The following is a 13,328-nucleotide window of genomic DNA, read 5'->3' as shown; positions in this document are numbered from 1 at the left end:
ACCCATTATTTGACAGCAAGCTTGCCGCAGGTGTAGTCTTGCAGTTGTCCTTTAAAAAATAACAAAACAACAAATGATATGAATTTCAACAAATTCCTTAAATCACTATTTGGTGACAAGTCTGCTCGCGATATGAAGTTGATTCAGCCTATTGTAGAAAAGGTGAAGGTGGCATATCCGGAAATCAAGTCTTTAAGCAACGATGAGCTACGGGCCAAGACCAAGGAAATCCAAACGTATGTTCAAACATCGGCCAACGAACAGAAGGCAAAGATTGAAGAGTTGAAGGGACAGATAGAAGAACTGCCCATTGACAAGCGCGAGGATGTCTTCAATGAGATAGACAAACTCGAAAAGCAGGTGCTGGACATCTACGAGGAAGCTCTGACCGAAGTCCTACCCATCGCTTTCAGCATTGTAAAAGAAACTGCACGTCGTTTCTCGGAAAACGAGGAGACGATTGTCACAGCCACGGAGTTCGACCGAGAACTGGCAGCCAATCCCCAGAACGACTTCATCTCGATAGATGGAGACAAAGCCATCTACCACAACCACTGGACAGCCGGTGGCAATGACCTGAAATGGGAAATGGTTCACTACGACGTACAGCTTTTCGGTGGAGCCGTACTCCATCAGGGAAAGATTGCCGAAATGGCTACGGGTGAAGGAAAGACGCTCGTCGCCACCCTCCCCGTCTTCCTGAATGCGCTCACTGGCAATGGCGTTCATGTCGTAACGGTCAACGACTATCTGGCCAAGCGTGACTCTGAATGGATGGGGCCGCTTTACATGTTCAACGGACTCTCCGTAGACTGCATCGACAAGCATCGCCCCAATTCCGACGAACGGCGCAAGGCTTACTTGGCAGATATCACTTTCGGCACCAACAACGAGTTTGGCTTCGACTATCTGCGCGACAACATGGCCAATAGCCCAGCAGACCTTGTACAACGCAAGCACAACTATGCCATCGTCGATGAGGTTGACTCCGTATTGATCGACGACGCACGTACCCCACTGATCATTTCTGGTCCGATACCAAAGGGAGACGACCAAATGTTCGAGCAATACCAACCGCTGGTGGAGAAACTTTATGAAGTGCAGCGCAAACAGGCTACGGAGCTTTTGGCTGAAGCCAAACAGAAGATTACAGCTTCGCAGAACGAAACGGACAAGAACACGGCCGCCAAACTAAACGAAGAAGGGTTCTTGGCTTTGTATCGCTCCTACAAGGCTTTGCCGAAGAACAAACCGCTCATCAAGTATCTCTCTGAGGAAGGTATCAAGGCAGGCATGTTGAAGACGGAGGAATTCTACATGCAGAACAACAACCGAGAAATGCCCAAGGCTGTAGAACCTCTGTATTTCGTCGTTGATGAAAAACTCAATTCGGCCGACCTTACAGACAAAGGTGGAGCTTGGCTCGCCCATCAGACGGGTAATGCCGACCTCTTCGTGTTGCCTGACATCACTTCACAGCTGTCGGAACTTGAAACGCACAAGGAACTGAGTGAAGAAGATTACCTGAATCGGAAAGACGAACTCCTCAACCACTATGGCATTCAGAGTGAGCGGGTACACACATTGCAGCAATTGCTCAAGGCCTACACCATGTTCAACAAGGATGACGAATATGTTGTCATCGATGGTGAAGTGAAGATTGTGGACGAGCAAACCGGCCGCATCATGGAAGGACGTCGCTGGAGCGATGGACTTCACCAGGCCATCGAAGCCAAGGAACATGTGAAGATTGAGGCCGCCACACAAACTTTTGCAACAATCACACTGCAAAATTACTTCCGCATGTATCACAAACTTTCCGGCATGACAGGTACGGCTTCTACTGAAGCGGGTGAGTTCTGGGACATCTACAAACTGGATGTCGTAGAAATCCCGACCAACCGCCCTGTCATCCGCAAAGACATGGACGACCGCGTCTACAAGACTGCACGCGAAAAATACAATGCGGTCATTGAGGAAATCATCGCCATGCGTGAAAGCGGACGCCCATGTCTGGTTGGTACGACGTCGGTGGAAATCTCGGAACTGCTGTCCAAGATGTTGCAGATGCGCCGCATACCCCATCAGGTGCTGAATGCCAAGCTCCACCATAAGGAAGCTGACATCGTGGCACTGGCCGGTCAAAGCACCAATGGCCTTGGAGCGGTGACGATTGCCACCAACATGGCCGGTCGTGGTACCGACATCAAGCTTTCTCCTGAAGTGAAGGCTGCAGGCGGTTTGGCCATCATCGGCACCGAACGGCACGAGAGCCGCCGTGTCGACCGCCAGTTGCGTGGACGCGCCGGCCGCCAGGGAGACCCCGGTTCATCCGTTTTCTATGTGTCGCTGGAAGACAAGTTGATGCGTCTGTTCGGCAGCGAGCGCATTGCGCATGTCATGGACCGTCTCGGATTCGAGGATGGGGAACGGATCGAGAGTCCGATGATCAGCAACAGTATCGAACGTGCCCAGAAGAAAGTGGAGGAAAACAACTTCGGCATTCGCAAGCACCTGCTTGAATACGACGACGTGATGAACAAGCAACGCACCGTCATCTACGAAAAACGGCGTCACGCACTTATGGGAGAGCGTATCGGCATGGACATCACGAATGTCATCTGGGACCGTGTAACGAATATCATTGAACAGAATGATTACGAAGGTATGAAGGAAGCCTTCATGAAAGTTCTTGCCATGGAATGTCCGATAACAGAAGAAGAACTTCTGAATGACAACCGTGACGAACTGGAAGAGCGTACATTCCAACTTGCGATGGAAAACTTCAAGCGCAAGACCGAACGCATCCAAAGCGTGGCATTCCCCGTCATCAAGCAGGTCGAAGAGAATCAAGGTTCCATGTTTGAGCGCATTCTGGTTCCTATCACCGACGGTAAGCGCACTTACCAGATTCCCTGCAACCTCAAGGAGGCTTATCAGTCAGAGGGAAAAACCATTGTCAAGGAGTTCGAAAAGCAGATTATGCTCAACATCATAGATGACAATTGGAAGGAAAATCTGCGTCAACTCGATGAACTGCGGCATTCCGTTCAGAACGCAAGCTACGAGCAGAAAGACCCTCTTCTCATTTTCAAACTTGAGAGTGTCAAGTTGTGGGACGGCATGATCAACGACATGAACAACCGCATTTGCAGCGTTTTGATGCGTGGACAGATACCCGAAATCCAGCAGCAGGAAGTTCACGAGGCTGCTCCGGAAATCCGCGAACGACAAAACTATGTAGAGCAGAAAGACGATATTGACGAAGTTGAACGCCAAGAAGCCCAGCGCAGAGCAGCTTCACACGACACGCGCGAAGGTGCGTCACAAGTCAATCACACTCCTTATCGTGCCGAAAAAATGCCTCGTCCCAACGATCCGTGTCCTTGTGGCTCCGGCAAGAAGTTCAAGAACTGTCACGGCAGAAACATTCGATAAGACAAACTCCCTCTTCATGCCCCACTTGGGTGCATGAAGGGCTTTCCAAACAGATGTCGTTTTCTCACCGAGGGGCCTCCTTCGAATGGGAGAACGACATCTTTTTTGTAGTAATTACAAAATAATTTACAATTGTGTGCCCGCACAACAATATTTCAATAAAAAATATTTATCAAATGTTTTGTATATCAAAAATTAATACGTATATTTGCATCGTTATCCTGAAAACAATCTTTTTACCTTAAAGAAACTAATACCTATTGAAGATTTGGAGCGGTTGCCTGTGAAGGCCATCGCTTTTTTTTATGCCTTCTCGATACATGCCTCCATCGTCGATGAACCACTGCTGGTTCAATCTCGCAAAGCCAATGCGCTGCCAGGCTATGCTCTATTGGCCTACATGCTTCGACTTAAAATCAAGAAAGTCAAGCAGCTGCTTGGCGGCAATCTGTAGATATGTTTCGGAGAAGTGGCTGACAAATGAGCCTTCAGCGACTACTCCAACTCCGTGCGTGCATTCAAGAGCGCATGTAGCGCAACGCCGGCGGACTATTGGAGAAGGAAATCATGATTGACAACGCAAAAACACGGCTTTACCGGCCTGTGGTGATCGTGTTACCACTGCTTGGTAACGACATTATCACAGACAGATTGCCAAATAACTACAGGCTGATTATAAAGTAAACATAGGCTGATTGCCAAGTAAACACAGGCCGATTGCCAAGTAACCGCAGGCTGATTATAAAGTAAACACAGGCTGATTGCCAAGTTGCCACAGACCGATAATCAAGTCGGAAAATCCAAATAATATCCCAACTTGTACAGATAGAAAATGCGCAGGTTGGGTTTTGACTCGACGAGGGTCTTGCGCCAGCCGGCTCTTCGGCTGCGATAAAAGCGGCGGAACACCGCCGTCAATCGAAGAAGGTGGAGGAAGCGCACCGCATTCAGCAACAAAGAACTGCCTGCCAGGTCTGCTTCCAACATTTTCAGGTTGCGCAATGCCGCTTCCGTTTTGGCAAGAAAGGCGTGGTTGGGTTCGAAATCAGCGAAGACCACAGGGTTGTCTGTCAGCCGAATCTCATAGCCGAGCGCATGGGCCTTGCGGGCAAAACAAGTGTCTTCGTAGCCATATAGCTTCAGTGAGGTGTCGAATTTCAATTGCGAAAACACCTCTCTGTTTATCAAAAAGTTACATGTCCTGAATTGATTGTATACTTGAAAGCGTTCTTTCTCCATCTTATGAAGGCTTCGCAAGTATTTCTTTTCGTAGCACCAGCGCAGGTTGTCGGGGTGCATGCCACCTATTTTATAGCCTCCGTATACAATCCGAAGGCCGGAGGCGACGCCTAAATATCGCAAGATAAAGTCTTGGGAATCTATCGTCATGTCGCCATCAATGAACAAAAGCCATTTGAAATGCGCCATGGAAGCCAGTTTGTTGCGGTTTCCAGCCCGTCCCAGATTGCAGTCGTTCCTTGCAAAACGACAACCGGGAAGGCTGTTTATCCGTTCATTTGCAGTCGCTTCAAAATTGTCGGAGCAGTCGTCGAGCACGATGATTTCAAACGACAGCGATTCTACTGCGTTGCACTGCCGGCGCAAGTCTTCCACCAGCCCATAGCATTCGGCATTGAACACCGGTATCAAAATGGAAAGCTCTGACGTCATCTTATTTGTTCTGGTAGGGTTTGTACGGGCGAAGCGGACTGTCGAGAACGACTTCCCAGTTGTTGTTCCTGCGCCGGAGGGACACCTTGAAGAGCGTGTGGTCGACGACTCGGCCCACGCTGTCGAGTGCCGCCGTTGCATAATAGTCGTTCACGTCAAGGGTGTATTGTGCCAAACTGTCTGATAGATTCTCAACGTCCACGATGGAATGGGCGGCTCCGAACCCCTTTGACGCCAGTCGGTCCACGTCGGCCTGGGTCATCTGGCTGGCCTCATAGCGCAACCACTTGGACGATTCGGGGGAACAAAACTGGGCGGCTGTCTGAAAATCATAGTTGAAATAAGCGTCGGCAAAACCATCCAACACCTTCTCCCGCCCATCTCCATGGCTGTGCCCGCAAGATGTCGCCAGTAGAAACAATGACAGAAGAAATATATTTTGCTTGAACAACATAATTTGAATCTTGTCTGAACAAAGGTATTTAAAATACTTGGTAATTTAAAGAAATATCCATACTTTTGTCAAAAATATTGATAGAATGCTCAAATTGATATCATTTGGGAGTGGCAGTAGCGGCAATTGTTATCTTCTATATACAGAAAAAAGTGGCTTGTTGATTGATGCAGGGGTTGGAGTCAGGATATTGAAAAAACACATGAAGGACTACGGACTGAGCCCGAACTCGATTCATCATGTTTTGATAACCCACGACCATGCCGACCACATCAAGAGTGTGGGCAGCTTGAGTACGGAGTATAATCTGCCTATATATGCCACGCAGAAGGTACATGCCGGCATACAGGGCAACTACAGCGTCAGAAAGAAGATTCTACCGGCCAACGCCAAAACGATTGAAACGAATCGGCCGTTTGTACTTGACGAATTTACGATTACGGCTTTCACCGTACCCCACGACAGTTCTGACAATGTGGGCTATCACATTGAGTGTGAAGGCATTTCTTTTTGCATCATGACGGATGTCGGACATGTGACCGATGAAATGAAAGACCACATCCGCCATGCCGACTATCTGATCATCGAGGCCAACCACGACACCGAAATGCTGAAGAACGGGGCCTATCCGCAATATCTGAAAGACAGGATTTCAAGTGGAAACGGCCACTTGAGCAATACCGCCTGCGGGCAGGCCATTGCCGAAAATATCACCCAACGGCTGAAACACATTTGGCTCTGCCATTTGAGCGAAGAGAACAACCACCCCATCCTGGCCTACAAGACCATAGAGCAGACGCTTCTTGCAAATGGCATTACGCCGCAGACCGACGTCGTTCTGGAGGTTTTGAGGCGCAAGCTACCCTCGGGGCCATTCGATCTCGCAGGAGACAAATGAACACCAAGGGTCAGAACGGCAGTCCCACCGCGAAATGGAACGTAAAGTCGCGACCGAGGTTGGGATGGACAAGCGCGTAATGTTCGCGGCTGCTTTCGTAAGCAGGATTGACAGCCTTCATGCCCGCGTCAAGCCGAAGGATAAAATAGCTGAAATTCAGCCTGAGTCCCAATCCATAGGACAAGGCGATTTGCTGAAGGAAACTGTCGAGCTTGAACTGTCCGCCAGGCTGCTCTTCATAGTTTCGTAACGTCCAGATGTTGCCTGCGTCGACAAAGAGCGCGCCGTCAAGCTTCCAAAACAACCATGTTCTATATTCCAGGTTCAAATCCAGCTTCATGTCGCCAGTTTGGTTGATGAAATCTATTCGTCGGTCCTTGCCCTTGAATGAACCTGGGCCCAACTCCCTCACATTCCAGCCTCTGACACTGTTGGGGCCGCCGGCAAAATATCTTTTTTCAAAAGGAAGCACCTTGCTGTTGCCATAGGGCCAGGCCACCCCCAAGCCGACGTGCATCGCCAGATGGTTGCGCTTGTCGAAGAAAAACAATCTGGTGTAATCGAAATCGAACTTCATGTATTGGGCATACGCCGTGTTGAAGACGATGCGACGCCCCTGTGCGTTTTTGTCCAGACGAAACAGTGGCGAACAGAGTTGCAGCAGATTGCCGGCTGTCTCAAAATTGCCCTTGACGGCATCTATACCATTATTATATGTGACACCAAAACCTGCTTTCATGACCAGAAGGTTCTCATAGTTATAGCGCAGAATCGCATTCCGATTGCTGACACTGTCCAGATAGTCATGTTTGAAAGTGGGGCTGATCCACGGCATGTAGATATAACTGAGGTCGATAAGGTCAAACCTGTATCGCGTATGATGGTGAGGCTCCGACCACCGATAGCGCCACGACGCGGTGAAATAACGCCGATGAAACTCCGGACGATTTTGAAGGTTATAGCTCAAGCCGATTTCACTCGTGGCATTGCTCCGACGCTTGAAAGACCTTGAAAGAAACGGGGACAGGAAGCGGGGTATCTGCAATTTCGCCTCTATTCCATACTCTTCATATTTCTGGTTCTGGTATCCTTCCAGTCCTTTGATGGCTTCATACGCCCCTCGCAACTGCAGCGTCAGATGTTCCGAGCCATGGAACAGGTTGCGGTTTTCAAAGGCCAGCGTCACCGCAGCCCCCAAATCACCTGCCGTATTGGTGCCTTCGGGCTGGATGGAAAGAATGTGGCTCTTGTTCATCTGGAGCAGGACGTTGCAATCCAGAAGCGTTGTGTCGGGATGTTCCGCAAATGTAATGTTGGAATACTGCACGGCATTCAGTTTCGCAAATTTGTTGTATGTCTTTTGCAAATCGTCATTATTGAAGGGCGTGCCTTCCGAGAGCATCGTGCAGTTCTGTAACACTTTCGCCCGCAAGGGGATTGGTGAACGATCGGCCGTAGCGTAGCGAATTCCGTTGATGCGGTAAGACGGATGCAGGATGCACGCCTTGCCATCCTCGTTGCGATAAGGCAATATCCGCATCGTAAGGTTTATCCGTCGATTGCGGCCGACGGAGTCCGCGTCATATTCAATATAGTCCTTATGAAACTTATAATATCCTTTCGACATTAAAATGGATGTCACCTGATTGCGTTCATTTTCCAATTCTTCAACAGAGAATTGCTTGCCCTGGAGGGTCTTGCCCGCCAAGGGAGAGTCGGCTCGCATCATCCCATTGGACTCCACGCCCAGAATATCGGCAATCAACGAGTCGCCGATTGCATACCGCACAGAATCGATGAAATAGCCTTGTCCTGGATGAAGCCGGTAGGTTACATCCATGAACTTCTTGTGAGGCTTGCAGACCACTTCCACCCCAGCTTCCAAGTAGCCCAAGTTGCGAAGCGCTTTCAACATGTCAGCCGCCGACAGACTTGTCAGTGTCGAATCGTAGAGGGCCGGCTTCTCCCCTATTGTATTCTGGATGCGGTTTGCCGATTTGCCTTTACGTATTTGTGTGGTGTCAGGCTTGGCGATGGGAAGACGAAAGACGGAAAGAAACTTGACGTTGGGGTGCTGTCGGATATACGCTTTGAACTTGGAAGGGCTGACTTCCTTACAATCTGTCGTGACATCGTTTTTTCGCAAGAGATAAGCCCCATCAGGAACCCTGTTGGTGATTGAACATGAAGAGACAAGGATTGCCAGAATTGCCAAGAGATGTATCGCAAGATGTTTGTGCATATTCTAAATGAAAAGAAGGTTTATGACAGTTGCCACTTTAGTTTAGCCGAAAACGGTTGCGGCGCGAGGCTCTCTGGGGAACCATGCTGCCAAAGTTGTAAGCGCCGGGCTTGGCAAAACCACGATACTGTTCCCAGCGCGCGATGATGCGCCGGACGTATTCAACCGTTTCCGTCCCCCGCATGTAGCCGTGCTTGACAACAGGGTCGTTATAATATTGGGGGGCTTGCAACTTCAATACAAATTCGGAAACTTCTGCCCAGCGATATGGATTCTTGCCATACTTGCGCGCCAGCGACATGGCGTCGCGAATGTGATGGAAGCCGCCGTTGTAACTGGCAAGGACATAGTTGTATTTCTCTATCGGATTCTGAACGTCTTTAAAATGCTGGTTCAGTTCGGCCAGGTATTTGGCTGATGCAGCAATGTTGCTCTCCGGGTCGTAGATACGTTCAATGGGCAATCCTAAATGCCTGGCTGTTCCAGGCATGATTTGCATCAGTCCAGAAGCTCCGGCCCAGGAATGCGCCTGCGGGTCGAACGTGGACTCCTGATAGCATTGCGCAGCCATCAAACGCCAATCCCAACGGGCAATCGGCGCATATTGCATAAAATAATGGTCATAGTGGGATATCGTACCCTGTGCCCTGTTGAGCATGGGAGAATAGACACGGCGTACAATGCTTCTGGTAGAAAACAGAAACTTCTCCTCCTCCAGTATCTTGGGGACGAATTGAGGTTTGAACCATTGGTTCAATCTTTCTGCTAGTTCCTTATTATCTTTGCCGACAGCCCATTTCCCTGAATGTGAAGCCGTGTAGGCACCGCACAACAACAACTCCTTACCATATTTTTTGCCCATCGGATAGGCAATGATGTCGCCTTCTCCACTCTCCAGACGATGCACCATATCCAACGTGTCCTTGCAAACTTCTACGCGGAGCGATACGCCCAACTGCTGAGCAAACTGCTTGCAGAGCAGGTAGTGCAGCCCCAGATTTCTGCCATGATAATCATAGAAAGAATTAGGTCCCGACAGTGTCAGCATGATTAGTTCACCATTGCTTTGGATATCCGATATAGAAAAAGCGTCTGTTCCGGATGGTATGGAGTCATCGTCTATGCTGCTTCCCCACGGAGTAAGTTCTTCCGTCTTTCTGTCGGTGCAAGCCGCGACCGACAAGACTGCCATGAGAATCAGCAATTGATAGACACACTGCATATAAACGTCATAAAGATGATATACATTCGATGAGATAGTACAAAGTTACTGCTTTATTTGGAAATTCTTTCGGAAATCTCTATTTTTGCATTATTTCAGTGAAAACGAAAGTCAAACGAATGAAAACAATTATCACTATATGCTAAGAATTGCCATACAGTCCAAGGGGCGCTTGTCCGAAGATGCGTTGAAACTTTTGGCCGAAGCCGACATAAAGTTAGAAGCCGGCAAACGCACGTTGCTGGTGCAAGCGTCTAATTTTCCTTTGGAAGTCCTTTATTTGCGCGATGATGACATACCGCAAAGCGTGGCCAAAGGCTTTGCCGACATAGGGATTGTTGGTGAAAATGAGGTTTGTGAAAGAAATGAAGACGTAGAAATCGTCAGTCGTCTCGGTTTTAGCAAATGCCGTCTTTCGTTGGCGATACCGAAGAATGCCAATTATACGGGGCTGGAATGGTTTGACGGCAGGAAAATTGCGACATCCTACCCTAACATTCTCACCGGTTTTTTGAAGAAGCACGGCATTCATGCCAAAATTCATGTGATTACCGGCAGTGTCGAGATAAGTCCTGGAATAGGTCTGGCAGATGGCATATTCGACATCGTAAGTTCCGGAGGCACACTGGTCAGCAACAATCTTCGAGAGGTGGAAGTCATTCTCAAGAGCGAAGCCTTATTGATAGGCAACCGAAATATGGAAGACGCAAAACGCCGGATACTGGAAGAGATGTTGTTCCGCTTCGAGGCTGTCAGATCGGCACAGGACAAAAAGTATGTCATGATGAATGCCCCCAAAGAAAAGCTTCACAAAATCATAGAAGTGCTGCCTGGTATAAAAAGCCCAACCGTCATTCCATTGGCTGACGAGCAATGGTGTTCCATTCACACCGTCTTGGACGAGAAACGCTTTTGGGAAATCATCGGCAAGTTGAAAGATTTGGATGCACAGGGAATTTTGGTTATGCCGATAGAGAAAATCATACAATGAAGATTAGGCCATGAATATTCTGAAGTACCCTGATAGAGCACTATGGAAAGACATAGTGAAACGTCCGAAGTTCGATTTGTCGAGTTTGCGGCAGACGGTGGAAAAGGTGTTGAATGACATTAGGGAGCATGGCGACCAGGCAATTCTACAATATGAGGAGCGGTTCGACCACGTTTCCCTCGATTCGCTTGCAGTGAGCCGGGATGAAATGGACGAAGCCGACGGCTTGGTGCCATCCGAACTGAAAGCCGCGTTGACGTTGGCGCATGCCAATATCGCAAAATTCCATCGCAGCCAGAAGTTTCATGGAGAACGTGTGGAAACGACCGATGGTGTCACGTGTTGGCAGGAGTCGGTTGCCATAGAGAAGGTCGGGCTTTACATACCGGGGGGTACCGCGCCTTTGTTTTCAACGGTGCTGATGTTGGCTACACCTGCAAACATTGCCGGCTGTCAGGATATTGTCCTATGCACGCCTCCAGAGAAGACCGGAAAAGTGAATCCGGCAATACTTGCTGCCGCAAAGATTTCCGGTGTCAGCAAAATATTCAAAATCGGAGGGATTCAGGCTATAGGCGCAATGGCTTACGGAACGGAGAGCGTACCTAAAGTATATAAGATATTTGGACCAGGAAACCAATATGTTATGGCGGCAAAGCAAATGGTGAGCCTCCATGATGTAGCCATTGACATGCCTGCAGGACCGTCAGAAGTTTGTGTCGTAGCTGACGCCACAAGTGTTCCGGCGTATGTGGCAGCCGATCTCCTGTCACAGGCGGAACATGGGATAGATTCGCAAGTGATGTTGCTATGTACCGACGAAAAAGTATTAAAAGAGGTCGAGCAAGAGCTACAGACGCAGCTGGAAAGGTTGCCTCGCAAAGATATTGCAAGACAGGCTTTGGACAACTCCAACTTCGTGTTGACAAGAGATTTGGACGAGGCAATGGAATTGGGCAATCTCTATGCACCCGAACATTTAATTCTGAGTATTGCAGACTGGCAAAACGCCGCGCGCCTGGTAGTGAATGCCGGAAGTGTTTTTCTTGGACACTTTGCTTGCGAGAGTGCCGGCGATTATGCAAGTGGCACCAACCATACGTTGCCGACCCATGGCTATGCAGTTGCATATAGTGGAGTGAATCTCGACAGCTATACACGGAAAATAACATTCCAGCACATAGACAAGCAGGGGGTAAGGGCTATAGGCCCCGCAGTCGTTGCCATGGCGGAAGGCGAAGGACTGGAGGCCCATGCCCATGCCATGCGGATAAGGTTGAATGACTTAAAATGATGGACAATGGACAGACTTGAAAATTTGGTTCGCAGCAATATATTGAAGCTTTCGCCCTATTCTTGCGCACGCGATGAGTATGAAGGACAAGGGGCACATGTATTTCTGGATGCAAACGAGAATCCCTACAACGCTCCGCTCAACAGGTATCCAGACCCGTTGCAAAAAGATTTGAAACGTGCCATCGGCAGAATAAAGGGGATGGCACCTGAACAAATATTCTTAGGAAATGGCTCAGACGAGGCCATAGACCTTCTGTTTCGGATTTTTTGCACCCCAAGCATCGACAATGTGGTTGCCATTGAGCCTACGTATGGAATGTACAAGGTATGTGCAGACATTAATGATGTTGAATACAGGCCAGTCTTGTTGAATGATACTTTTCAGATTGCTGCACAAGATTTGCTCGACGCGACAGATGAACATACCAAGATTGTTTGGATATGCTCGCCCAACAACCCCACAGGCAATTGCATCAAGCATGAAACCATCGTCGATGTCTTGGCCTTGTTCAGAGGAATTGTCGTCGTTGACGAAGCCTATGGAGACTTTTCAGACGCGCCTTCTTTCAGAAAGACTTTAAACACTTATCCTAATTTGGTCGTATTGAACACGATGAGCAAAGCTTGGGGGGCTGCCGGAATACGATTGGGAATGGCTTTTAGTTCTACACAAATAATCGATTTGCTCAATAAGGTCAAGTATCCATATAATGTAAATTCACTGACACAGCAGGAAGCCTTGCAAATGTTGGCAGACCCTTTTCAGGTAGAAAAGTGGGTGAAACTGATACTTGCCGAACGTACTCGGATGATTGAATCCTTCAAGCTCCTACCCTTCTGTCTGCATGTTTATCCGACCGATGCAAATTTCTTTCTCACAAGACTGGTGGACGCACCACGCATTTATCAGTACTTGATAGACAAAGGAGTTGTTGTTAGAAATCGAAGTTCCGTGAAACTCTGTGAAAACTGCCTGAGAATAACGATTGGGACGAAGAGCGAAAATCAGGAACTGCTGGCAGCTCTACGCTGTTATAGGTGACAACATAGGCTTCTCCAATTTAAAAAAGCTGCTGGCTGGTTGTGTTGTATTTTGTTTTAGATTATATATTAAGT

10 protein-coding genes are annotated in these 13,328 nt (G+C 48.5%); 6 read left to right on the top strand and 4 right to left on the bottom strand.

Translation table 11 applies throughout. From position 1 onward, the window contains the following. Nucleotides 1–78 precede the first annotated feature (78 nt). Nucleotides 79–3,438 (top strand): preprotein translocase subunit SecA, encoded by a 3,360-nt coding sequence (gene secA / locus K334_RS0103220; RefSeq protein ID WP_027444502.1) that lies wholly within the window; start codon nucleotides 79–81, stop codon nucleotides 3,436–3,438. Between the two features lie 208 nt (nucleotides 3,439–3,646). After that, nucleotides 3,647–3,892 (top strand): hypothetical protein, encoded by a 246-nt coding sequence (locus K334_RS0103215; RefSeq protein WP_027444501.1) that lies wholly within the window; start codon nucleotides 3,647–3,649, stop codon nucleotides 3,890–3,892. Nucleotides 3,893–4,224: 332 nt separating this feature from the next. Here the strand turns inward: K334_RS0103215 and K334_RS0103210 are convergent, their stop codons facing one another. After that, nucleotides 4,225–5,109 carry a glycosyltransferase family 2 protein gene (locus K334_RS0103210; protein ID WP_021589700.1) on the bottom strand — a complete coding sequence of 295 codons (885 nt, stop codon included), beginning with the start codon at nucleotides 5,107–5,109 and terminating at the stop codon, nucleotides 4,225–4,227. Between the two features lies 1 nt (nucleotide 5,110). After that, nucleotides 5,111–5,563: a hypothetical protein gene (locus tag K334_RS14995; protein ID WP_025881169.1), complete on the bottom strand. Its 453-nt coding sequence runs from the start codon at nucleotides 5,561–5,563 to the stop codon at nucleotides 5,111–5,113. An 85-nt stretch (nucleotides 5,564–5,648) separates the two neighbouring features. On the opposite strand from K334_RS14995, the gene K334_RS0103200 reads away from it, so the two are divergent. Next, nucleotides 5,649–6,461, top strand: a complete 813-nt coding sequence (locus K334_RS0103200) for an MBL fold metallo-hydrolase (protein WP_025881171.1) — start codon at nucleotides 5,649–5,651, stop codon at nucleotides 6,459–6,461. 10 nt (nucleotides 6,462–6,471) lie between these two features. Here K334_RS0103200 and tamL read toward each other — a convergent pair whose 3' ends face one another. Then, the gene (gene tamL / locus K334_RS0103195; RefSeq protein ID WP_027444500.1) at nucleotides 6,472–8,703 is read right to left on the bottom strand and encodes a translocation and assembly module lipoprotein TamL; all 2,232 of its coding nucleotides are present in this window, start codon (nucleotides 8,701–8,703) and stop codon (nucleotides 6,472–6,474) included. 37 nt (nucleotides 8,704–8,740) lie between these two features. After that, complete coding sequence (locus tag K334_RS0103190; protein WP_036889911.1) at nucleotides 8,741–9,925, bottom strand: MltF family protein; 1,185 nt, start codon at nucleotides 9,923–9,925, stop codon at nucleotides 8,741–8,743. 139 nt (nucleotides 9,926–10,064) lie between these two features. Between K334_RS0103190 and hisG the strand changes: the two genes are divergently transcribed. The 3 genes from hisG to hisC are packed head-to-tail and all read left to right on the top strand — an operon-like array spanning nucleotide 10,065 to nucleotide 13,254. Then, complete coding sequence (gene hisG / locus K334_RS0103185) at nucleotides 10,065–10,916, top strand: ATP phosphoribosyltransferase (RefSeq protein ID WP_025881173.1); 852 nt, start codon at nucleotides 10,065–10,067, stop codon at nucleotides 10,914–10,916. Nucleotides 10,917–10,926: 10 nt separating this feature from the next. Further along, the gene (gene hisD, locus K334_RS0103180) at nucleotides 10,927–12,210 is read left to right on the top strand and encodes a histidinol dehydrogenase (protein ID WP_025881175.1); all 1,284 of its coding nucleotides are present in this window, start codon (nucleotides 10,927–10,929) and stop codon (nucleotides 12,208–12,210) included. Between the two features lie 6 nt (nucleotides 12,211–12,216). Continuing rightward, nucleotides 12,217–13,254, top strand: a complete 1,038-nt coding sequence (hisC, locus tag K334_RS0103175; RefSeq protein ID WP_025881176.1) for a histidinol-phosphate transaminase — start codon at nucleotides 12,217–12,219, stop codon at nucleotides 13,252–13,254. The last annotated feature ends 74 nt before the right edge of the window (nucleotides 13,255–13,328 follow it).

Source organism: Segatella baroniae DSM 16972 = JCM 13447, from assembly GCF_000426585.1.
GTDB classification, from domain to species: Bacteria; Bacteroidota; Bacteroidia; order Bacteroidales; family Bacteroidaceae; genus Prevotella; species Prevotella baroniae.
The sequence above is the reverse complement of the archived record's forward strand: the minus strand, read 5'-3'. Positions and strand labels throughout refer to the sequence as shown.